General features: G+C 67.6%; 22 protein-coding genes and 1 other RNA gene. 17 read left to right on the top strand and 6 right to left on the bottom strand.

Annotated features, from left to right (window positions below):
* Nucleotides 1-351: 351 nt before the first annotated feature.
* Nucleotides 352-1,494, bottom strand: a complete 1,143-nt coding sequence (locus D0B54_RS09075; RefSeq protein WP_117291016.1) for an OmpA family protein — start codon at nucleotides 1,492-1,494, stop codon at nucleotides 352-354.
* 236 nt (nucleotides 1,495-1,730) lie between these two features.
* Between D0B54_RS09075 and sohB the strand changes: the two genes are divergently transcribed.
* From sohB to D0B54_RS09030, 9 genes are all read left to right on the top strand, one after another.
* On the top strand, nucleotides 1,731-2,771 hold the full coding sequence (gene sohB / locus D0B54_RS09070) for a protease SohB (RefSeq protein WP_117291015.1): 1,041 nt from the start codon (nucleotides 1,731-1,733) through the stop codon (nucleotides 2,769-2,771).
* Between the two features lie 63 nt (nucleotides 2,772-2,834).
* Nucleotides 2,835-3,467 carry a YbhB/YbcL family Raf kinase inhibitor-like protein gene (locus tag D0B54_RS09065; RefSeq protein ID WP_117291014.1) on the top strand — a complete coding sequence of 211 codons (633 nt, stop codon included), beginning with the start codon at nucleotides 2,835-2,837 and terminating at the stop codon, nucleotides 3,465-3,467.
* 104 nt (nucleotides 3,468-3,571) lie between these two features.
* The gene (locus D0B54_RS09060) at nucleotides 3,572-4,993 is read left to right on the top strand and encodes a DegQ family serine endoprotease (protein WP_117295135.1); all 1,422 of its coding nucleotides are present in this window, start codon (nucleotides 3,572-3,574) and stop codon (nucleotides 4,991-4,993) included.
* A 66-nt stretch (nucleotides 4,994-5,059) separates the two neighbouring features.
* On the top strand, nucleotides 5,060-5,260 hold the full coding sequence (locus D0B54_RS09055; RefSeq protein WP_117291013.1) for a hypothetical protein: 201 nt from the start codon (nucleotides 5,060-5,062) through the stop codon (nucleotides 5,258-5,260).
* Nucleotides 5,257-5,586 carry a cell division protein ZapA gene (locus tag D0B54_RS09050; RefSeq protein ID WP_117291012.1) on the top strand — a complete coding sequence of 110 codons (330 nt, stop codon included), beginning with the start codon at nucleotides 5,257-5,259 and terminating at the stop codon, nucleotides 5,584-5,586. Before D0B54_RS09055 ends, D0B54_RS09050 begins: the two co-directional genes overlap by 4 nt.
* 75 nt (nucleotides 5,587-5,661) lie before the next feature.
* Nucleotides 5,662-5,841: non-coding RNA, 6S RNA (gene ssrS, locus D0B54_RS09045), on the top strand.
* A 52-nt stretch (nucleotides 5,842-5,893) separates the two neighbouring features.
* A complete protein-coding gene (locus D0B54_RS09040) occupies nucleotides 5,894-6,415 on the top strand; it encodes a 5-formyltetrahydrofolate cyclo-ligase (RefSeq protein ID WP_240433575.1) in 522 nt (173 codons plus the stop codon).
* A gap of 4 nt (nucleotides 6,416-6,419) precedes the next feature.
* Nucleotides 6,420-6,878 (top strand): EVE domain-containing protein, encoded by a 459-nt coding sequence (locus tag D0B54_RS09035; protein WP_117291010.1) that lies wholly within the window; start codon nucleotides 6,420-6,422, stop codon nucleotides 6,876-6,878.
* 13 nt (nucleotides 6,879-6,891) lie between these two features.
* On the top strand, nucleotides 6,892-7,485 hold the full coding sequence (locus tag D0B54_RS09030; RefSeq protein WP_117291009.1) for an outer membrane protein: 594 nt from the start codon (nucleotides 6,892-6,894) through the stop codon (nucleotides 7,483-7,485).
* A 113-nt stretch (nucleotides 7,486-7,598) separates the two neighbouring features.
* Here the strand turns inward: D0B54_RS09030 and ilvA are convergent, their stop codons facing one another.
* On the bottom strand, nucleotides 7,599-9,119 hold the full coding sequence (ilvA, locus tag D0B54_RS09025) for a threonine ammonia-lyase, biosynthetic (protein ID WP_117295133.1): 1,521 nt from the start codon (nucleotides 9,117-9,119) through the stop codon (nucleotides 7,599-7,601).
* Between the two features lie 124 nt (nucleotides 9,120-9,243).
* On the opposite strand from ilvA, the gene proC reads away from it, so the two are divergent.
* From proC to metW, 4 genes are read left to right on the top strand one after another with little or no spacing between them, the layout of a single operon-like run.
* A complete protein-coding gene (proC, locus tag D0B54_RS09020) occupies nucleotides 9,244-10,065 on the top strand; it encodes a pyrroline-5-carboxylate reductase (RefSeq protein WP_117291008.1) in 822 nt (273 codons plus the stop codon).
* A 9-nt stretch (nucleotides 10,066-10,074) separates the two neighbouring features.
* Nucleotides 10,075-10,632 (top strand): YggT family protein, encoded by a 558-nt coding sequence (locus D0B54_RS09015; protein ID WP_117291007.1) that lies wholly within the window; start codon nucleotides 10,075-10,077, stop codon nucleotides 10,630-10,632.
* On the top strand, nucleotides 10,629-11,771 hold the full coding sequence (metX, locus tag D0B54_RS09010; protein ID WP_117291006.1) for a homoserine O-succinyltransferase MetX: 1,143 nt from the start codon (nucleotides 10,629-10,631) through the stop codon (nucleotides 11,769-11,771). The genes D0B54_RS09015 and metX overlap by 4 nt, the downstream gene beginning before the upstream one ends.
* 17 nt (nucleotides 11,772-11,788) lie before the next feature.
* The gene (metW, locus tag D0B54_RS09005) at nucleotides 11,789-12,397 is read left to right on the top strand and encodes a methionine biosynthesis protein MetW (protein WP_162932685.1); all 609 of its coding nucleotides are present in this window, start codon (nucleotides 11,789-11,791) and stop codon (nucleotides 12,395-12,397) included.
* 96 nt (nucleotides 12,398-12,493) lie between these two features.
* Here metW and D0B54_RS09000 read toward each other — a convergent pair whose 3' ends face one another.
* The 4 genes from D0B54_RS09000 to D0B54_RS08985 are packed head-to-tail and all read right to left on the bottom strand — an operon-like array spanning nucleotide 12,494 to nucleotide 16,257.
* Nucleotides 12,494-13,414 carry an acyltransferase gene (locus D0B54_RS09000; protein WP_117291004.1) on the bottom strand — a complete coding sequence of 307 codons (921 nt, stop codon included), beginning with the start codon at nucleotides 13,412-13,414 and terminating at the stop codon, nucleotides 12,494-12,496.
* Complete coding sequence (locus tag D0B54_RS08995) at nucleotides 13,414-14,064, bottom strand: nuclear transport factor 2 family protein (RefSeq protein WP_117291003.1); 651 nt, start codon at nucleotides 14,062-14,064, stop codon at nucleotides 13,414-13,416. Before D0B54_RS08995 ends, D0B54_RS09000 begins: the two co-directional genes overlap by 1 nt.
* Nucleotides 14,061-14,534, bottom strand: a complete 474-nt coding sequence (locus tag D0B54_RS08990) for a protease complex subunit PrcB family protein (RefSeq protein ID WP_162932316.1) — start codon at nucleotides 14,532-14,534, stop codon at nucleotides 14,061-14,063. Before D0B54_RS08990 ends, D0B54_RS08995 begins: the two co-directional genes overlap by 4 nt.
* Before the next feature lie 58 nt (nucleotides 14,535-14,592).
* On the bottom strand, nucleotides 14,593-16,257 hold the full coding sequence (locus D0B54_RS08985) for a GMC family oxidoreductase (RefSeq protein WP_117291001.1): 1,665 nt from the start codon (nucleotides 16,255-16,257) through the stop codon (nucleotides 14,593-14,595).
* 40 nt (nucleotides 16,258-16,297) lie between these two features.
* Here D0B54_RS08985 and D0B54_RS08980 point away from each other — a divergent pair, with 40 nt between their 5' ends.
* The 4 genes from D0B54_RS08980 to D0B54_RS08965 all read left to right on the top strand — a co-directional run bounded on the left by D0B54_RS08980 (nucleotide 16,298) and on the right by D0B54_RS08965 (nucleotide 20,174).
* A complete protein-coding gene (locus tag D0B54_RS08980; RefSeq protein ID WP_117291000.1) occupies nucleotides 16,298-18,133 on the top strand; it encodes a GspE/PulE family protein in 1,836 nt (611 codons plus the stop codon).
* Nucleotides 18,134-18,190: 57 nt separating this feature from the next.
* Nucleotides 18,191-18,625, top strand: coding sequence for an Hsp20/alpha crystallin family protein (locus tag D0B54_RS08975; RefSeq protein WP_117290999.1), 435 nt, complete (start codon nucleotides 18,191-18,193; stop codon nucleotides 18,623-18,625).
* Between the two features lie 119 nt (nucleotides 18,626-18,744).
* Nucleotides 18,745-19,677: a DnaJ C-terminal domain-containing protein gene (locus D0B54_RS25070; protein WP_117290998.1), complete on the top strand. Its 933-nt coding sequence runs from the start codon at nucleotides 18,745-18,747 to the stop codon at nucleotides 19,675-19,677.
* 11 nt (nucleotides 19,678-19,688) lie between these two features.
* Nucleotides 19,689-20,174: a tetratricopeptide repeat protein gene (locus tag D0B54_RS08965; protein WP_117290997.1), complete on the top strand. Its 486-nt coding sequence runs from the start codon at nucleotides 19,689-19,691 to the stop codon at nucleotides 20,172-20,174.
* Nucleotides 20,175-20,231 lie beyond the last annotated feature (57 nt).

Genomic DNA, 20,231 nt, shown 5'->3' with positions numbered 1-20,231 from the left:
CGGGCCATCGACGGCATCACAGGAGCGGCTATTTGGCCGCGACACGCTGGGTAGTTGATCTGACCTTGCTCTGGGTTCGGGGATGCCGGCGACTACGCCGGTCAGGAGCCCCGGATCTCTGTTGGTTTATTTCGCCTAAGGGCGAAATAACCCATCAAAGAACCACCGCTCCTGACCGGTCTAGGACCGGCATCCCCGGAAAACTTCGGTGAGTTTCACGGAGCACCACCACCAACCCGAAACAAGCGCTGAAGCCCGAATACTCTCCAGTTCATATTCAAACCCCGCACCCAAAGAAAAACCCCCGCCATTTCTGGCGGGGGTTTTCAGTTTGCAACCCTACCGGGGCGATTACTCGCCGCGGGTGCGAACCTCGGCACGACGGTTCTGGGCGCGGCCCTCGTCGGTCTCGTTGGTCGCGACCGGCTTGGACTCGCCGTAGGCGTAGGTGTTGACGCGCTTCGCATCGACGCCCTTGCGGGTCAGGTACTGCTTGACCGAGTTGGCGCGGCGCTCGGACAGGGCCTGGTTGTAGGCGTCGGTGCCGACCCAGTCGGTGTGACCGGAGACGTCGACCTTCAGGCTCGGGTACTGCTGCGACAGGCCGCCGATCGCCTTGGACGCATTGTCCAGGATGGCGCGGGCGTAGTCGGTCAGGTCGGACTTGTCGAACTCGAAGTGGACGTCCTCGAAGCGGCGGTTCGGGCCTTCGCCCACGCCATCCTTCGAGCAGCCGGTGGAGTCGACCTTCACGCCCTTCGGCGTGCCGGGGCACTTGTCGATCGCGTCAGGCACGCCGTCGCCATCGGAATCGACCGGGCAGCCCTTGGAATCGACCTTCACGCCCTTCGGGGTGTTGGGGCACAGGTCCGCATCATCCGGAACGCCGTCGCCGTCAGCATCCGGGCTGGAAACCGCACCCACGCCCGAGCCCTTGGGGCCCAGCGCGGCGACCAGACCGACCTTGACGACCGGCTCGACCAGCGAGCTGTCCAGGCCGGGGATGTCGGTGTCGACGTAGCGGTAGCGCACATCGCCACGCACGCCGTAGCGGCTTTCGTCGCCAAAGTACTTGAAGAAGCCGACGCCCAGGGTGCCGAAGGGATCGGTCGACTCCGGCTGGCCGGCAGCGGACTTGTTCTTGTTCTTCATCGCGCCGACGCCGAGGCTGACGTAGGGCGAGAAGGCGCGGTCACGCGAGTAGAAGAACATCGCGTCGAGGTTGCCACCCAGCTCGCGGAAGTCGTTGGTGCCGCCGTCTTCGGCCTCGAACTGGTTCCAGAAGCCGCCGAACTCCAGGCCCCAGTACTTGCTCAGGGCCTTGCCGGCGCTGAACGCATAGCCGTTGCTGCTGTCGGAAGCACGATCGGCCTGATCGGCGATGACGGTCTGGTAACCGCCGAAAATGTAGGGACGCGTCTCGTCGGCCGCCAGCGCCGGCAGCGCGGTCGCCACCAGAGCCAGTGTCAGAGCTGCGCGGGTTGTCTTATTCATTTTGAATCTCCAACCTGAGGATGAAAGGCTGCCAAGAGTGAGGGGAATGGCCCGCAAACGAAGGCATTATGCATTCGCTTGTTGCAGCGCAGCAACAGCTCTTGTGGAGCCCCCGCCCGCTGAAAATATACTTGGATGCCGTTTTCAGGCTCCCCCGTTGCACGGATTTTGCCTGTGCCCCGGCGGATTTACCAGTCCTTTTTCCTGTCTTTTGATGATCTTCCAACGGATTTCCTGTGACCCAATTCCTTGCCGAATACAGCTTGTTCCTTGCCAAGACCCTGACCTGGACGGTCGCCCTGCTGGCCGTAGCGGTCGGGCTGGTGGCCATCCTGCGCAGCGCCCGCAGCCAGCACGGCCATGACCGGCTGGAAGTCAAGAACCTGAATGAGCGGTTCGAGCACATGGCCGAAATCCTCAATGCCGACCTGCTGTCCGAAGATGCGTTCAAACGCCTGGCCAAGCAGCGCAAGGCCGAGGAAAAGGCCAAGCGCAAGGCCGAGAAGCGCGCCGGACCGGCTGAGCGCCCCCGTGTCTTCACCCTGAACTTCGACGGCGACCTGGCAGCCCACGCGGTGGATTCGATGCGCGAGGAGATCAGCGCCCTGCTGCAGGTGGCGCGCGACAGCGACGAGGTGCTGCTGCGCCTGGAGAGCGAGGGCGGCATGGTGCATGCCTACGGGCTGGCGGCCTCGCAGCTGCAGCGCATTCGCGGGCGCGGCCTGAAGCTGACGGTGGCGATCGACAAGGTCGCGGCCAGCGGCGGCTACATGATGGCCTGCGTCGCCGACCGCATCCTGGCGGCGCCGTTCGCGATCGTCGGCTCCATCGGCGTGATCGCGCAGCTGCCCAACTTCCACCGCGTGCTGAAGAAGCACGAAATCGACTTCGAGCTGCACACGGCCGGCGAGTTCAAGCGCACCCTGACCCTGTTCGGCGAAAACACCGAGGCCGGCCGCGAGAAGTTCCGCGAGGAACTGGAGGCTACCCACCTGCTGTTCAAATCCTTCGTTTCCGGCAACCGGCCGCAGCTCGATATCGACCGCGTCGCCACCGGCGAGCACTGGTACGGCAGCCAGGCCCTGGACCTGAAGCTGGTCGACAAGCTGCAGACCAGCGACGACTACCTGCTGGAGCGCAAGGCCGACGCCGACCTCTACGAACTGGCCTTCCGCCGCCGTCACCCGCTGTCCGAGCGCCTGGCCCAGGGCCTGGTACGACTGGGCGGCGGCCTGCGCAGCGGCATGGAAAAAGCCTGGTCGCGCCCGGCCTCTTGAAACGGCCGCAGCCTGCCACCAACTCACCCCCCGACTGGCAACACAAGAAACCTGGAGAAGGACATGAAACTCACCAGTACGAGCTTCCGCAACAAGGGCGTCATGCCCGGCCGCCTGGCCTTCGCGGTGAAAGACCCCAGGCAGCGGGTACACCTGTCGAAGAACCTCAACCCGCAGCTGGCCTGGAGCGGCGCCCCCGAGGGCACCAGGTCCTTCGTGCTGCTGTGCGTGGACGGTGATGCTCCGACCCGCGCGGACGACGTCAACAAGTCCGGCCGCGAGGTGCCCTTCGAGCTGCCCCGTGGCGAGTTCCTGCACTGGGCGGTGGTGGACCTGCCGGCGCAGCTGTCGGAGATCGCCGAGGGCAGCTGCTCCTCCGGCGTGACTGCCCGCGGCAAGGCCGCCCCGGCCGGCCCCGAAGGCAGCCGCCAGGGCCAGAACGACTACACCGGCTGGTTCAAGGGCGACACGAACATGGAGGGCAGCTACCTGGGCTACGACGGCCCCTGCCCGCCCTGGAACGACTCGCGCGTCCATCACTACCGCTTTGAACTCTACGCCACCGACCTGGACTCGGCCCCGGTGCAGGGCGCCTTCGGCCTGGCCGAGGTGCGCAAGGCCCTGGAGGGCCATGTGCTGGCGCAGGCCAGCCTGACCGGGCGCTACAGCCTCAACCCCCGCTTCAGCCTGAAATAAGCACGGCGCGGCAGGAAACTCGCCGCAAGCCGCAAGGTCATAGCGATCGCCGCCCGCTGGCGGCTTTGCCCAAGAGAACCCACCCGATGTCACGCAAGTTTGCGATCAAGATCCTCACGCCGCTGGCCGTGTCCGCCTCCGCCCTCGGCGCCGTACTGATGATGTCCGGAGCGCCGCAGCCGGCGCGGGCCGACCTGCCCCCGGTCGGTGCCGTCGTCCAGGCCGTGCCACCGCTGCAGCAGGGCCTGCCCTCGTTGGCACCGATGCTCAAGACGGTGATGCCGGCGGTGGTCAACATCGCCGTGACCTCCAAGGCCGAAATCCAGAATCCGCTGCTGCAGGACCCCTTCTTCCGCCGCTTTTTCGGCGCCCCCGAGGGACAGCAGCAGCCGCAGGAGCGCGAGGCCCAGGCCATCGGCTCCGGCGTGGTGGTCGACGCCGTCAAGGGCTATGTCCTCACCAACAGCCACGTGGTGGCCGAGGCCGACAGCATCCGCGTGCGCATGAGCGACGACCGCGAGTACGACGCCAAGCTGATCGGCAAGGACCCGGACACCGACGTGGCGGTGCTGCAGATCAAGGCCGACAACCTGGTGGCCCTGAAGATGGCCGACTCCGACCAGTTGCAGGTCGGTGACTTCGTGGTCGCCATCGGCTCGCCCTTCGGCCTGCGCCAGACCGTCACCTCGGGCATCGTCTCGGGCCTGTCGCGCCAGACCGGCATCAGCGAGGGCGGCTACGAGGACTTCATCCAGACCGATGCCTCGATCAACCCGGGCAATTCCGGCGGCGCCCTGGTCAACCTGCGCGGCGAACTGGTCGGTATCCCCAGCAATATCCTGTCGCGCTCGGGTGGCAACATCGGCATCGGCTTCGCGATCCCGACCAACCTGGCGCGCGACGTGATGACCCAGCTGGTGTCCAACGGCGAGATCCAGCGCGGCCGCCTGGGCATCAACGGCCAGGACCTCACCCCCGACCTGGCCAAGGCCTTCAGCCTGAGCACCACCCGCGGCGCGGTCATCACCCGCGTGCTGCCCAAGTCCCCCGCGGACAAGGCCGGCCTCAAGTCCGAGGACGTGATCCTGGAAGCCAATGGCCGCCCGATCGAGAACTTCGCCCAGCTGCGCAACCGGGTCGGCCTGATGCGCATCGGCGACAAGGTGACGCTCAAAATCCTGCGCGAGGGCAAGCCGCGCGAGGTCGCCGTCACCATCGGCAAGGAAGAGGAAATCGCCGCCGACACCGCCAACCTGCACCCGCAGCTCAAGGGCGCCACCTTCGCCCCGCTGGACGACGCCGCCCGCAAGAACGCCGGCGACACCCGCGGCGTGCTGGTGCAGGCGGTGGAGCCCCGCTCGGCCGCCGCCCGTGCCGGCCTGCGCCAGGGCGACATCGTCATCGCGGTCAATCGCCGCGCCGTCCAGGACCTGGAGGACTTCTCCAAACTGGCCAATCCCCAGGCGCCGGAGCTGCTGCTGCACGTCCGCCGCGGCCCGGGGGCGCTGTTCATCCTGATCCGGTAACTGTCTAAAGGGTGGGCGACGGTCTTATACTCAGGACCGTCGCCCATTTTTTTGCCCGCACCCGGCATGCTCGAAGAAGAAGTCCAACAGCTCGAAGAACGCACGCAGCGCCTGCTGGCCGCCTATCGGCAGGCCCGGCTGGAGCAGAAGCGCGCGCTGCAGGAGCGTGATCGCCTGCTGGCCCTGAACGCCGAACTGCGCCGCCGCATCGAGGGCATTGTCGAGAGAGTGCGCATGCTGGAATCCGAGCAGGAGTCGCCCCAATGAGTCCGACGCCCAAGGACCGCAACATCGACGAATCGCTGAGCGTGACCGTGCGCATCATGGGCAAGGAATACGCCGTGGCCTGTCCGCCCGACGAGCACGAGGCACTGGTCAAGTCGGCCGATTACCTCAACGAGCGCATGAGCACCATCCGCAAGCGCGGCAAGGCGCTGGGCGCCGAGCGCATCGCCGTCATGGCGGCTCTCAACATTGCGCGCGAACTGCTTGAACTCAAAGGCGTCGAGGGCGTGGCCCAGGTCAACCCGGAAGCGCTGGCCAAGCTGCGCCAGATGTCGCTGGACATCGATTCCACGCTGGCGCTGGAATAGCGCGCCGCCACACGGCGTGGCAAAGCCGACGACGCGAGGGATTGCGGGGGCATTCGATGGTATCCTTCTGCCAGGTGTCTCCTGCGGTGTTCGATGTCGGCTTGGTACCCTTGAGCCTATTTAAACACCCAGGGAGCTTTACCCGTGGCTGGCGTGCAAGCCCACCCCGTAGTGGGAAGCCCAATGCCCGGCGCGGCGCCCACTTGAGACTAAGTCTCAAGGTCAAAAGCCGATGACGGCACTGGCGGGAGACACCCCTTATTCCAAGACGCAGCTGCGGCGCGAGTTCCGCCGCCTGCGCAGCGCGTTGACGCCCGCACAGCGGCGTCGCGCCGCGGAGCAGGCCGCACGCCGGCTCGCCCGCACTTCCCTGTTCCGTCGTGCGCGCCACCTGGCGCTGTATCTGTCGCATGGCAGCGAGCTGGACACCGGGCCGCTGCTGCGGTGCTGCCATGCCGCCGGCAAGGCGGTGTACGTGCCGCGCGTGCTCGATGGCCAGCGCCTGCGCTTCGAGCGGCTGGTCGAGGACATGCCGATGCAGCGCAACCGCTACGGGATCCGCGAGCCCGCCTTGCGCGGAGCGCGGCGCGGCGCGGCACGCATGGACCTGGTGCTGCTGCCGCTGTCCGCCTTCGACACGCAGGGGCATCGCCTGGGCGCCGGTGGCGGCTACTACGACCGCGCCTTCGCCGCGCGCCGCAGCGGCGGCCCGCGCCTGGTGGGCTATGCCTATGCCCTGCAGCAGGCGGCAGCGCTGCCGGCCGAACCCTGGGACGTGCGGCTCGATGCCGTGGTCACCGAGAAATCCCTACACGTATTCAGGAACTGAAACGATGGCCTACTGGCTGATGAAGTCCGAACCCGATTGTTTTTCGATCGACGATCTCGCAAAGAAGCCGAAGAAGACGGCGCCCTGGGACGGCGTGCGCAACTACCAGGTGCGCAACATGTTCCGCGACGACATGAAGCCGGGCGACAAGGCCTTCTTCTACCACTCGTCCTGCGAGGTGCCGGGCATCTACGGCGTGATGAAGATCGCCTCCGTGGCCTATCCCGACCCGACGCAGTTCGATCCCAAGGCGGATCACTACGACGCGAAGTCGAAGAAGGAAGAGCCGCGCTGGCTGCTGGTGGACGTGACTTTCGAGCGCAAGCTCAAGACGCCGGTCACGCTGGCGCAGATGCGCGACGACGGCAAGCTCGCCAGCTTCCGCCTGCTCGCGCCCGGCAACCGCCTCTCGGTGATCCCGGTGGGCAAGGAACACTGGGACTACATCCTGTCGCTGGAGTAAGACGGTTTTTTGCATGCCGGCGGAAGCTTCCGCAGCATTCAGCGCCGAGCAAGCCGCAGCGCAACAGTCTTGGGCCTCCACCAGCACATGGAGGTGCGACATGCGGACCAGGACGATTGCGGCAGCGGTGATTCTGGCGACGACGGCAGGTAACGCCATGGCCGCGGAAAAAGGCGGCTATCTCGGCGCGAGCTACGGCCGGGCGAGCTTCGACCACGACGACTTCGACGGCTCCGACGACGGCTACAAGATCGTGGCGGGCGGCTATGCCGGCATCATCGGCGGCGAGGTCGGCTACGTGAACTTCGGCAATCTCGGCGGCGACAGCGACGGTCCGGATGCCGATGCCTGGACGCTGGCGGTGACGGCCGGCATCCCGCTCGGAGAAATCGCGCGCATCTACGGCAAGGTCGGCTACGCCTTCGCCGAGGTCGACGGCCAGTCCGTCACCGAAGAGATCGACGACGACAAGGACAACCTGTTCTACGGCGCCGGCCTCACCTTTCCCATCGCGCAGAACTTCGCCCTCAAGGCCGAGTACGAGCGCTACGAGATCGGCCACGGAGATCTCGACATGGCCTCGGCCGGCGTCGAGTTCCGCTTCTAGGCGGGAACGTGACCGCACAACAGAAACCTTAGTCCGCAAATGGACGCAAATGAACGCGAATGCCGCATGAAGATTTGCGTTCATTCGCGTTCATTTGCGGACTGCTTGGTCTTTCAGTCCGTTCCCAGGAATAGCTTGTAGGCGGGGTTGTCGCTCTCCTCGACGTACTCATAGCCGAGTTCGTCGAGCGAGCGGCGGCACTCCACCCATTCCTTCCTGGGCACCTGCAGGCCGCAGAGCACGCGCCCGTAGGCGGCACCATGGTTGCGGTAGTGGAACAGCGAGATGTTCCAGCGCGAACTCACCGCCTGCAGGAAGTCCAGCGCCGCGCCGGGGCGCTCGGGGAATTCGAAGCGGAACAGGCGCTCATCCGACAGGCCGGGGCAACGCCCGCCAACCATGAAGCGCACGTGCAGCTTGGCCATCTCGTTGCCGGTCATGTCGGTGACCGGGTAGCCGTGCTCGCGCAGGGCCCCGATCAGCGCCTCGCGCTCGGCCGGTCCCTCGGTCAGCTTCACGCCAACAAAGATGTGAGCTTCCTTGGACGAGGCGTAGCGGTAGTTGAACTCGGTGACCGTGCGGCGGCCGATCTGCCGCAGGAACTGCTTGAAGCTGCCGGGCTTCTCCGGGATCGTCACCGCCAGCAGGGCCTCGGCATCGTCGCCCAGTTCGGCGCGCTCGGCGATGTGCCGCAGGCGGTCGAAGTTGACGTTGGCGCCCGAGATCACCGCCGCCAGCGTCTTGCCGGTGGCACCGTGCTCATGGACCCAGCGCTTGATGCCGGCGAGGGCCAGGGCGCCGGCCGGCTCCGGCAGGGCGCGCTTCTCGTAGAACATGTCGCGGATCGCGGCGCTGATCTCGTCGACGCTGACCTGGATGGTCTCGTCCACCAGGTGGCGCGCGACGCGGAAGGTCTCCTCGCCGATCTGCCGGACCGCCACGCCATCGGCAAACAGCCCGACCTGCGGCAACGTCACGCGGCGCCCGGCCTTCCAGGCGGCGTCGAAGCAGTTGGAATCCTCCGGCTCCACCGCGATGATCCGCGTCTTGGGGCTGGCCGACTTGATCCAGGCCGCCACGCCGGCCAGCAGGCCGCCGCCGCCCACGGGCAGGAACACCGCGTCGATCGGGTCGCGGAACTGGTCGAGCATCTCGCGGCCGATGGTGCCCTGGCCGGCGATCACTTCCGGATCGTCGTAGGGATGGACCATGGTCATGCCCTTCTCCTCCACCAGCTTCAGGGCGTGCTCGCGGGCATCGTCATAGGCGTCGCCGTGGAGGATCGCCTTGCCGCCCAGGGCCCGGACCGAGTCCACCTTCAGTTGCGGGGTGGTGCGCGGCATCACGATCCAGGCGGTCAGGCCCAGGCGCTTGGCGGCCAGGGCCACGCCCTGGGCATGGTTGCCGGCGGAGGCGGTGATCACGCCGCGGGCACGCTCGGCGTCGCTCAGCTTGGCGATCTTGTTGTAGGCACCGCGCAGCTTGAAGGAATGGACCGGCTGCAGGTCCTCGCGCTTCAGCAGGACGCGGTTCTGCAGCCGCGCCGAGAGCTTGGGCGCCTCCTCGAAGGGGGAGACGATGGCGACGTCGTAGACCCGGGCGGCCTCGATGCGGGCGCGGTAGCTGTTGAGGATCTTCTGGACGTCCGCGGCAGGCTTCTTCTGGGTCACGCGAGGGTCTTACACATAGTGTTGGCGGGCGGGGTGCAATATCATACGCTCCCTTTTTGCTGCACCCTGCCGGACACCCCCTAGAACGATGCTGCAGACGATTGCCTTCATTGGCGGCGGCAACATGGCGGCCAGCCTGATCGGCGGCCTGATCGCCGCCGGCCACCCGGCGGCGCGCCTGCGCGTGGCCGAGCCCCTGCCCGAGCGCGCCGACTGGCTGCGCCGGCAGTTCGGGCTGGAGGTGCATGCCACGGCAGCCGAGGTGATCGCCGGCGCCGGCGCCCTGGTGCTGGCGGTCAAGCCGCAGCAGATGGGCGAGGCCCTGGCCGGCCTGCAGGCCGACCCGGGCTGCGTGGTGGTGTCGGTGGCCGCCGGCGTGCGCCTGGCGCGCCTGCGCCGCGCGCTGGGCGAGGCGGCGCACTACGTGCGCACCATGCCCAATACCCCCGCCCTGGTAGGCAAGGGCATCACCGGCCTCTATGCCCCCGCCGGCACGCCGGACGCCGCCCGCGAACTGGCACAGACGGTGCTGGCCACGGCCGGCCAGACCGTGTGGCTGCAGCGCGAGGAGGACATCGACGCGGTCACCGCGCTGTCCGGCTCGGGCCCGGCCTACTTCTTCCTGCTGACCGAAGCCCTGCGCGAGGCCGGCGAGAAGCTCGGCCTGGACCGCGACACCGCGGCGAAGCTGGCGCTGCAGACCTTCGCCGGCTCGGCCGTGATGGCCGCGGACACCGGCGCCAGGGACGTGGTGGAACTGCGCGCCCAGGTCACCTCCAAGGGCGGCACCACCGAGGCAGCGGTCAAGTCGCTGGAAGCCTCCGGCCTGCGCCAGGCCTTCGACACCGCGCTGGCCGCGGCCGCGCAGCGCAGCCGCGAGCTGGGCGACCTGCTCGATGCGCAGGGCTGAGGATCGATGATGGGCGCCAACGCCACCAACGCGCTGTTCTTCCTGGTCACGACGCTGTTCGACCTGGCGATGTGGCTGTTCCTGCTGCGCATCGTCCTGCAGTACGTGCGGGCGGATTTCTACAACCCGCTGTCGCAGCTGATCCAGAAGGCCACGCGCCATCCCACCGATCACCTGGGCCGCGTGCTGCCGGCCTGGCGCAACTTCAACTTCGCCGCACTGCTGGTGGTGTTCCTCATCGCCCTGGTCTACGTCCACACCGTCAGCGGCATCGTCCACCTGCGGCTGAGCCGCTACCCGGCGATGGGCTACGCGGTGCTGAAGCTGATCGTGATGACGGCCAACCTCTACACCTTCACGCTGTTCGTGCAGGCGCTGCTGTCCTGGCTCGGCCCCGGCGTGAACAACCCGGCCAGCAACGTGCTGTGGAGCATGAACGAGCCGCTGCTGCGGCCGGTGCGCCGTGTCCTGCCGTCGCTGTCCGGCCTGGACCTGTCGCCGGTGGCAGTGATCCTGGTACTGCAGGTGGCGAACCGCCTGATCCCGCTGCCGGGCTGGTTCCGATGAGCCCGCCCTACCCCGCCGACTCGGTCGGCCTGGTCACGCCGTTCAAGGTCCAGATCGGCCAGCCGCTGGCACTGGACTGCGGCCGCACGCTGCCGCAGCACGAGCTGATGGTGGAGACCTACGGCAGGCTCAATGCCGCGCACTCCAACGCCGTGCTGATCTGCCATGCCCTGTCCGGCGACCACCACGTGGCCGGCTACCACGAGGGCTCGACCAAGCCCGGCTGGTGGGACAACTGCGTCGGCCCCGGCAAGCCGATCGACACCGACCGCTTCTTCGTGGTGGCCCTCAACAACCTCGGCGGCTGCCGCGGCTCCACCGGCCCCAGCACGATCAACCCGGAGACCGGCAAGCCCTGGGGTCCGGACTTCCCGCTGGTGACGGCGCGCGACTGGGTGCGCTCCCAGGCGCTGCTGGCCGACGAACTGGGCATAACGGCCTGGGCCGCGGTGATCGGCGGCAGCCTCGGCGGCATGCAGGTCATGCAATGGACCATCGAGTTCCCCGAGCGCATCCGCAACGCCTGCGTGATCGCGGCGGCGCCGAAGATCTCGGCGCAGAACATCGCCTTCAACGAGATCGCCCGCCAGGCGATCCTGTCCGATCCCGAGTTCCATGGCGGGCACTTCTACGAGCAGGGCGTGGTCCCGGCACGCGGCCTCAAGCTGGCGCGCATGCTGGGCCATATCACCTACCTGTCCGACGAGGCGATGCGCGCCAAGTTCGGGCGCGAGCTGAAGACGGCCACGCCGAGCTACAACTTCGACGTCGAGTTCGAGGTGGAAAGCTACCTGCGCTACCAGGGGCAGTCCTTCGTCGACCGCTTCGACGCCAACACCTACCTGATCATGACCAAGGCGCTGGACTACTTCGATCCGGCGCGCGACTACGGCAACGACCTGGCGGCGACCTTCCGCCATGCCAGCGCCAAGTTCCTGGTGGTGGCCTTCTCCTCCGACTGGCGCTTCTCGCCGCAGCGTTCGCGCGAGATCGTCAAGGCGCTGGTCGACGCCGGCCGCAACGTGTCCTACGCCCTGATCGACTCGCAGCTGGGCCATGACGACTTCCTGATGCCGATCCCGCAGTACCACCGCGTGCTGCGCGGCTTCCTGGCCCGCGCGGCACAGGAGTGCGCATGAACGCCGCCCACGCCGCACTGCGCCCCGACCTCGCGATGATCTGCGACTGGATCAAGCCCGGCTCGCGCATCCTCGACCTGGGCTGCGGCGACGGCGAGCTGCTGGCGCACCTGGCGCGCACGCAGAACGTCACCGGCTACGGCCTGGAGATCGACCCGGACAAGGTCGCGTCCTGCGTGGAGAACGGCATCAACGTGATCCAGGCCGACCTCGACGAGGGCCTCAAGGGTTTCGAATCGCAGTCCTTCGACTACGTGGTGATGACGCAGGCCCTGCAGGCCCTGCAGCGCCCGGACCTGGCGATCGAGGAAATCCTGCGCGTGGGCCGCTTCGGCATCGTCACCTTTCCCAACTTCGGCCACTGGCGCGTGCGCATGGGCCTGGCCCAGGGCCACATGCCGGTGACGCCGACGCTCAACGAGCGCTGGTACGACACGCCCAACATCCACCTCTGCTCGGTGCATGACTTCGAGTCGCTCTGCGAGGACATCGGCTGGCGCATCCTGGACCGCCGCATGCTGGACCGCTCGCACCGCGAGGGCTGGCGCATCCGCCTGCGGCCGAACCTGTTCGGCGAGGTGGCGCTGTATCTGTTGCAGGATAAGGACCCTGCAACAGACAGATAGTCGATAGTGGTTTATAGATAGTAAAAGCAAAAAAAGCCCGCAGCGCGGGCTTTTCCTCAACTACTATCTACTATCTAAAAACTACTATCCGCATCGCTAGTTAGCCGCAGGCTGCTGCGTGCCCCCGAGCAATTCAGCGATGCGTTCTTCCTTGCGCTCCCACAGTTCCGCGATCCAGTGCTGGAAGCGCTGGCGGAACACCGGGTCGTTCTCGTAGTCGCCGGCATAGAGCTCATGCGGGATCGTCAGCTGCCGCACCTCGACGATCACCTTGGGCACGCGGCCCGAGAGCAGTGCCCAGATGCCCTGCGCGCCGCCGGGGTAGACGATGGTGATGTCGAGCAGCGAATTGAGCCGCTCGCCGAAGGCGTTCATGGCAAACGCGAAACCGCCGGCCTTGGGCTTGAGCAGGTGCCGGTACGGCGACTGCTGATGTTCGTGCTTGGCGGGGGTGAAGCGGGTGCCCTCGAGGAAGTTCAGCACCAGCACCGGCTGGTTGCGGAATTTCTGGCAGGCGCGCTTGGTGGTTTCCACGTCCTTGCCGCGCAGCTCCGGGTACTTCGCCAGCTTCTCGGCGCTGTAGCGCTTCATGAAGGGGTAGTCGAGCCCCCACCAGGCCAGGCCCAGCAAGGGCACCCAGATCAGCTCCTGCTTGATGAAGAACTTGAAGAACGGCGCGCGGTGGCCGAAGGTCTTCATCAACACGACGATGTCGTTCCAGCTCTGGTGGTTGGCGCAGGCCAGGTACTGGCCACGCGGATCCAGTCGCGCCTGCGGGTCGATGCGGATGTCCCACTCGGTCTTCATCAGCGCGCCGACCATCCAGCTGTTCACGCCCGCCCAGTTCTGCGCCAGCGCCGCGGCGGCACGCGAGACGGCGTCGCGGGCGGTGCCGGCAGGGGTCACCAGCTTGACCAGGACGAGTGCGTAGACCGGGATCACCCAGAACACGGTGTTGACGATCAGCAGCACCATGACGAGGGCGCCGAGCAGGGGCGCAGGCAGGAATTGCAGCATCAGGGACTCTCGGTGCTGGCCGGTGGCGGCGGCGTGGCTTCGGGGGCGGGCGGAGGCTGCGGCGCGGCGACAGCCTCGGGCGGCACCGGCGCGGGAGGAGGCGCAGGCGATGGCGCGACCGGTGCGGCCACCGGCTCGGGGGCGGGGGGCGGAGCCGCTTTCGGCCGGGCCGGCACCGGCAGTTCCTCGTCGTCGCCACGCGGGTGCGCGGAGCGGTGGATGTGGACGATCTTCCAGCCCAGGTCGGTACGCCGCAGCACCAGCGTCTCGGTATTGATCAGGGCCAGCTTCTGGTCGCCGAAGTCGCCGGTGACGGAGCTGAGCGTCAGCACCCAGGCGACGCTGCCGTCCTCCCAGGCGTCGCGGCGCAGCGTCTCGCGCTTCACCAGGCCGGCGAAGGTGATGTCGTTGAGCATGGTGCCCTCGGCGTAGGCATCACGGCCGCGCTCGACGAAACCCTGCTCGTAGATCACCAGGTCAGGGGCCAGGTGCTCGACCACGCCCTTGCGATCGCCATGCGCCAGGGCGGCCTGGAAGGCGTCCACCACCTCGGTGGGCACCAGCGCCGCCTTGCCGGCCGCGGGCCCTGCTGCGGCCGCCGGCAATGCCACCAGCGCCAGCAGCAGGCTCCAGCAGTGGCGCAGCCTCATGGCGCGGCGGCGACGCGGCCGCGCAGGCGGCCGTCCTGGTCGATGATTTCCACCGAGCCATACTTGTCGCGCGGCAGGCTGATCAGCACGCAGGGGCTGGTGATGGCCTCGGTGGTGATGTCTCCCAGTGCCGGTGCGACGAAGGTACCGCGCAGGATCAGGCTGTCGCCGCGACGACCCGCCAGGCGGCTGATCGCCAGGCCATAGCCGCCGCTGTTGCGCTCGCCCATCTCCACCAGCGCGAACGGCCCCTGCGGCAGGCGCGCCTCGCCGAAGTCCACGCCACGCTGCTGCTGCCAGGCGGCGACGGTGGCGCCGTCGGCCATCAGGCTGATGCGGGTCTCCGGGCTGCCGCTGTTGCACTGGTAGGAACGCGCCACCTCGCTGATCTCCACCGCGCTCTCGCGGCTCAGCCAGTTGCCGGCGCAGGCGCTCAGCCCGAGGCTGAGCAGCAGGATCCCGTACTTCATGAAAACCATTCCTTCTTCAGATCGGGCCGCCCAGCGGCGGCAAGCGTGTCGTTCGTGTTCAATCGGCCGCCTCGGTGTTCGGTTCATCCGTCGCGCTCTTGCCGGCGGCGGCCTCGGCCAGGGCCCGCTGCGCATCCTCCAGCACCATGCGGGCGCCCTGCTCGGCGATCATCGTCGCCGGCCCGTTGGTGTTGCCGCCGACCAGGGTCGGCATGATGGAGGCGTCCACCACGCGCAGCCCAGCCACGCCATGCACCCGCAGACGGGCGTCCACCACGGCCAGGGGATCACTGCCCATCTTGCAGCTGCCCACCGGGTGGTACAGGGTTTCGGCATGCAGGCGCAGCCAGTCGCGCAGCTGCTCGTCGGTCTGCACCTCCGGACCTGGCTCCATCTCCTCCAGATTGTGCGGTGCAAAAGCGGGCTGGGCAAATAGGCCACGGGCGTTGCGGATGGCCAGGACCATCTTGTCCAGGTCGGCCTCGTCCTGGAAGTGCCGGGGATCGATCGCCGGAGGGGCCAGGGGGTCGGCCGACTGCAGGCGGATTTCCCCGCGCGAGCGGGGCCGCAGCTCATAGGTCATCAGGGTGTAGCCGTAGTACTTCAGCGCCGGCCACAGGTCCAGGCCGTGGCGGACGTTGACCGAGGGGATGAAGTGCAGCTGCAGGTCCGGCAGGGTCTCGCGCGGGCTGCTGCGCTGGAAGCCGCCCGCCTCGGCGAGGTTGCTGGTGAGCTCGCCGCGGCGGCGGAACAGGTACTGGAACAGGGCCTTGAGCGTGCGCCACAGCGAACTGGGATGCAGGGAGGTGGTCAGGCGCGTGCGCGAGCGCATGGTGACGTAGGCGTCGAGGTGGTCCTGCAGGTTCTGGCCCACCCCCGGCAGCTCCTTGACCACGGCGATGCCGTACTGCTTGAGCTGCTCCGCCGGGCCGATGCCGGACAGCAGCAGCAGCTGCGGCGAGCCGACGGCACCGCCGCTGAGGATGACCTCGCGCTTGGCCGTGACCTCGTGCTCCTTGCCGCCATAGACATAGCGCACACCGGCCGCGCGGCCATGATCGAATACCACGCGCGTGGCATGGGCATGGGGGATCACGGTGAGGTTGGGGCGCTTCTCGGCCTCGCGCAGGTAGGCCCGGGCGTTGCTGCAGCGCTGGCCGTCCTTCTGGCAGACCTTGTAGAACCCGAAGCCCTCCTGCGAGGCGCCGTTGAAATCGTCGTTCGGCGCGTGGCCCGCCTGCTGCGCCGCCTGCAGGAAGATCTCGCTCATGGGATTGCGGCTGCGCAGCTCGGCGACGTTGAGCGGGCCGCCCTGCCCGTGCCACGGGTCGGCACCGGGCTCGTAGTTCTCCATGGCCTTGAACACCGGCAGCACGTCCTTCCAGGCCCAGCCCTCGTTGCCCAGGCCGGCCCAGTAGTCGTAGTCCCAGGAGTGTCCGCGGACATAGACCTGGGCATTGATCGAGGAACTGCCGCCCAGGGTGCGGCCGCGCGGCCAGTACAGCGGCCGGTTGCCCATGCGCGGCTGCGGCACGGTCCAGAACTGCCAGTTGTAGACCTTGGAGCGCAGCAAGGGAATGATGCCCGCGGGCATGGCGATGAAGGGGCTGTCGTCGGGCGGGCCGGCCTCGAGCAGGCAGACCTTGAACTGGCCGTTGGCGCTGAGGCGGTTGGCCAGCACGCAGCCGGCGGAACCGCCACCGACGATGACGAAATCGAACATCGCTTCCTCCCTATGGGGGGTCGAGGTGTAAAGTTAGCAGATGAACAAGCCCGCCCCCGAACGCCGCCTCGACCTGCAGGATCTGCTGGAAGCCCTGGTCGCCGACGGCCTGGTCAGGCGCGAAGCCACGCGCGAGCTGATCATCCGCCTGTCCAGCCACCCCGATCCGCGGCATCCGCTGGCGGTGATCGCGGCGGCGGACTGGGACAATCCGGAAATCCCGGGCCGCAAGCTCAACATCGAAACGCTGACCCAGTGGCTGGCCAAGCGCGTGGGCCTGCCCTACCTGCGCATCGACCCACTGTCGATCGAAGTGAGCAAGGTCACCTCGGTGGTGTCCTACGCCTATGCCGCGCGCGCCAAGATCCTGCCGATCAAGGTCACCGCCGACGAGGTGGTGCTGGCCACCAGCGAGCCGCACCTGCGCGAGTGGGAGCGCGAGCTGCAGCCGCACCTCAAGCAGCAGATCCGCCGCGTGGTCTCCAACCCGCTGGACATCGAACGCTACCTGGTGGAGTTCTATGCCCTGGCGCGCTCGGTCAAGGCCAGCCAGAAGGAAAAGGCGGCCAACCCCGCCATGGGTGCCGTGCAGAACCTGGAGCAGCTCACGCAGCTCGGGCGCAGCGGCAAGCTCACCGCCGACGACCAGCACATCGTGGCGATCGTCGACTGGCTGCTGCAGTACGCCTTCGAGCAGCGCGCCAGCGACATCCACATCGAGCCTCGGCGCGACGTCAACAACATCCGCTTCCGCATCGACGGCGTGCTGCATGACGTCTACCAGACGCCGACCGTGGTCGGCACGGCGGTGACCAGCCGCATCAAGATCCTGGCGCGCATGGACGTGGCGGAAAAGCGCCGGCCGCAGGACGGCCGCATCAAGAGCCGCACGCCCGACGGCAAGGAAGTGGAGCTGCGCGTGTCCTCGCTGCCCACCGCCTTCGGCGAGAAGATGGTGCTGCGCATCTTCGACCCCGACGTGCTGGTGAAGGACTTCGGCGACCTGGGCTTCGCCGGCAATGATGGCGTGCGCTGGCAGAACATGATCGACCAGCCGCACGGCATCATCCTGGTGACCGGCCCCACCGGCTCGGGCAAGACGACGACGCTCTACTCGACGCTGCGTCACCTCGCCACGCCCGAGGTCAACGTCTGCACCATCGAGGACCCGATCGAACTGGTGGAACCGGCCTTCAACCAGATGCAGGTGCAGCCGGTCCTCGACCTGACCTTCGCCGCCGGCGTGCGCGCACTGATGCGCCAGGATCCGGACATCATCATGGTTGGCGAAGTCCGCGACCTGGAAACCGCCGAAGTGGCGATCCAGGCGGCGCTCACCGGACACCTGGTGCTGTCGACGCTGCATACCAACGACGCGCCCGCCGCGGTAACGCGCCTGCTGGACCTGGGCGTGCCCTCCTACCTGATCCGCTCGACGCTGCTGGGCGTGGTGGCGCAACGCCTGCTGCGCAAGCTGTGCAAGCACTGCAAGAAGCCGGTGCCTACCGACCCCGCGGCCTGGCAGGCACTGGTCGGCGGCCAGGCGATCGATCAGCCCAGGCAGGTGCACGAGGCCACCGGCTGCCTGGAATGCCGCGAGACCGGCTACCTCGGCCGTACCGGCATCTACGAGATGCTGACGCTGACGCCGGAGGTGAAGGAGATGATCCGCGACGACGCCGACCCGGTGCTGCTGCGCGAGGCGGCGCTGCGCAGCGGCATGATGCCGCTGCGCATCGCCGGCAGCCAGAAGGTCTGGACCGGCGTGACCTCGATCGACGAAGTGCTGCGCACCACGCCCTCGCTGACGCCGTTCACGGGGCGCGAGAAACCGCTCGTCGGCAAGGCGCCGGACCCCTTGAAATCGGCAGGCTGAACCTCACCTTCCTGTCAACGGCGAAGGTCGCCGGCCACAGGATCGAGAGGTATCACCATGAGCATTCTTCGTTATCAGCCCTGGGGCCTGCATCAGGCCCTGTACCGTGAATTCAACCGCGCAGCCGAACGCGCGGCGCAGGACGATTCCAGCGGCGCCACCGCCGACTGGGCGCCGGCCGTCGACATCCAGGAATACGCCGACAGGTTCGTGCTCGCCGCCGATGTCCCGGGCGTCGATCCCGCGACGATCGAGCTGACGCTCGAGAAAGGCGTGCTGACGATCAGCGGCAGCCGCGCGCAGGCCGCCGAGGCCGCCGGTGTCGAACGCCGCCGCGTCGAGCGCCCCACCGGCAACTTCCACCGCCGCTTCGCCCTGCCCGACACGGTCGACGCCGACGCGGTCAGCGCCAGCAACCGCAACGGCGTGCTGGAGATCACCATCCCCAAGCGCCCGCAGGCGCAGGCGCGGAAAATCTCCGTCACGCACTGACCGGCAGGCAGCAAACCAGCGGGGCGCCCAGGCGCCCCGCTTTGCGTTGGGCCATCTTGCAAGCCCCCGGGGTCGTCTCCATCTATGATGTCGATCCTTAGTCTCTTCCGGTACCTGCAGTGGAATACAAGGACTACTACAAGATCCTCGGCGTCACCCGTTCCGCGACCGCGGACGAGATCAAGCGCGCCTACCGCAAGCTGGCCCGCGAATTCCATCCGGACAAGAACAAGGCGGCCGGGGCCGAGGACAAATTCAAGGAGGTCAACGAGGCCAACGAGGTCCTGAGCGACGCCGAGAAGCGCAAGGCCTACGACACCCTGGGGCCCAACTGGAAGAGCGGCCAGCAGTTCAACCCGCCGCCGGGCTGGGAATCCATGTTCGGTGGCGGCGGCGGGCGTGGACCGCGCGGCGGACCCCGTGGCGGCGCCGGCTTTGGCGGCGCAGGGGCTGCGGGCGGCAATTTCTCCGACTTCTTCTCGACCTTGTTCGGCGGCCAGGCCGGCGGTTTCGGCGGCGACTTCGACGGCATGCGCGGCGGCTTTGGCGGCGGCGCTCCGCAGGACAGCCGCGCCAAGATCGCGATCGCGCTGGAGGACTCCTACGAGGGTGCGCAGAAGACGCTGTCGGTCAACGGCCGCACGCTGAACGTGCGCATTCCCAAGGGCGTCGTTGCCGGCCAGTCGATCCGCCTGGCGCAGCAGGGCAGCCAGGGCGGCGACCTGCTGCTGGAAATCGACTTCGCGCCGCACGAGCGCTTCAAGCTCGACGGCCGCAACGTCACGGTGCGGGTGAAGCTCGCCCCCTGGGAGGCGGCGCTGGGCGCCCGGGTGCCGGTCCTCACCCTGGGCGGCACGGTGGAGCTGACCATCCCCGCCGGCACCCAGACCGGCCGCAAGCTGCGCCTCAAGGGACGCGGCCTGCCCGGCAACCCGGCCGGCGACCAGATCGTGAGCCTGCAGATCGTGACGCCGCCGGCCGAGGGCGAGGCCGACAAGGCGTTCTACGAGGACATGGCCCAGCGCTACGCGGCCTTCGATCCGCGCGCCTGAGCCCCGCAGCCATGACGCCGGAAGACATTCGGGATCTGTTCCTGTCGGGCCAGCCCGATCAGGCACTCGATGCCCTGGACGATCTGCTGGCGGCAGACGAAGCCAACATCGAAGCCCTGCGCCTCAAGGGCAACCTGCTGGAGTCCGTGGCGCTGGAACGCGCGGAACTCACGGCAGGCTCGCTGCTGCGGCAGAAAGGCATGTGGGAGGCGCGGCGCTGCTACGAGAGGATCCTGGAACTGGACCCGGACAACACGGTCGCGCTGGTGGACCTGGGAGATCACTTCAGCAACCTGGACGCCTACCAGAAGGCCGAGAGCCTCTACCGGCAGGCCATCGACCTGTTGCAGCGGGGTGTCTTCCGCCTGTCCCGCGAGCATGAGATCAACGAGGTCTTCGACTCGATGTTCCAGCTGTATACGGAGACCGGCAGGGACAATCTCGCCGAACTGGCGCGCAGCGAGCAGGCGAGTATGCTGGCCGAACCAGAGTCGTAGCGACCGGACACGCCGCAAATGAAAAAGCCCCGTTTCAACGGGGCTTTTTCGTCGCTC

The sequence above is a fragment of the Solimonas sp. K1W22B-7 genome (genome assembly GCF_003428335.1).
Lineage (GTDB): Bacteria > Pseudomonadota > Gammaproteobacteria > Nevskiales > Nevskiaceae > Solimonas_A.
This window is presented reverse-complemented; position numbering and strand designations above follow the sequence as displayed.

What these genes read in the sequence shown, in the direction of transcription:
- D0B54_RS09075 (WP_117291016.1), bottom strand. Translation starts at nt 1,494, where the DNA reads ATGAATAAGACAACCCGCGCAGCTCTGACACTGGCTCTGGTGGCGACC.
- D0B54_RS09065 (WP_117291014.1), top strand. Translation starts at nt 2,835, where the DNA reads ATGAAACTCACCAGTACGAGCTTCCGCAACAAGGGCGTCATGCCCGGC.
- D0B54_RS09055 (WP_117291013.1), top strand. Translation starts at nt 5,060, where the DNA reads ATGCTCGAAGAAGAAGTCCAACAGCTCGAAGAACGCACGCAGCGCCTG.
- D0B54_RS09050 (WP_117291012.1), top strand. Translation starts at nt 5,257, where the DNA reads ATGAGTCCGACGCCCAAGGACCGCAACATCGACGAATCGCTGAGCGTG.
- D0B54_RS09035 (WP_117291010.1), top strand. Translation starts at nt 6,420, where the DNA reads ATGGCCTACTGGCTGATGAAGTCCGAACCCGATTGTTTTTCGATCGAC.
- D0B54_RS09030 (WP_117291009.1), top strand. Translation starts at nt 6,892, where the DNA reads ATGCCGGCGGAAGCTTCCGCAGCATTCAGCGCCGAGCAAGCCGCAGCG.
- proC (WP_117291008.1), top strand. Translation starts at nt 9,244, where the DNA reads ATGCTGCAGACGATTGCCTTCATTGGCGGCGGCAACATGGCGGCCAGC.
- D0B54_RS09015 (WP_117291007.1), top strand. Translation starts at nt 10,075, where the DNA reads ATGGGCGCCAACGCCACCAACGCGCTGTTCTTCCTGGTCACGACGCTG.
- metX (WP_117291006.1), top strand. Translation starts at nt 10,629, where the DNA reads ATGAGCCCGCCCTACCCCGCCGACTCGGTCGGCCTGGTCACGCCGTTC.
- D0B54_RS09000 (WP_117291004.1), bottom strand. Translation starts at nt 13,414, where the DNA reads ATGCTGCAATTCCTGCCTGCGCCCCTGCTCGGCGCCCTCGTCATGGTG.
- D0B54_RS08995 (WP_117291003.1), bottom strand. Translation starts at nt 14,064, where the DNA reads ATGAGGCTGCGCCACTGCTGGAGCCTGCTGCTGGCGCTGGTGGCATTG.
- D0B54_RS08990 (WP_162932316.1), bottom strand. Translation starts at nt 14,534, where the DNA reads ATGAAGTACGGGATCCTGCTGCTCAGCCTCGGGCTGAGCGCCTGCGCC.
- D0B54_RS08985 (WP_117291001.1), bottom strand. Translation starts at nt 16,257, where the DNA reads ATGTTCGATTTCGTCATCGTCGGTGGCGGTTCCGCCGGCTGCGTGCTG.
- D0B54_RS08980 (WP_117291000.1), top strand. Translation starts at nt 16,298, where the DNA reads ATGAACAAGCCCGCCCCCGAACGCCGCCTCGACCTGCAGGATCTGCTG.
- D0B54_RS08975 (WP_117290999.1), top strand. Translation starts at nt 18,191, where the DNA reads ATGAGCATTCTTCGTTATCAGCCCTGGGGCCTGCATCAGGCCCTGTAC.
- D0B54_RS08965 (WP_117290997.1), top strand. Translation starts at nt 19,689, where the DNA reads ATGACGCCGGAAGACATTCGGGATCTGTTCCTGTCGGGCCAGCCCGAT.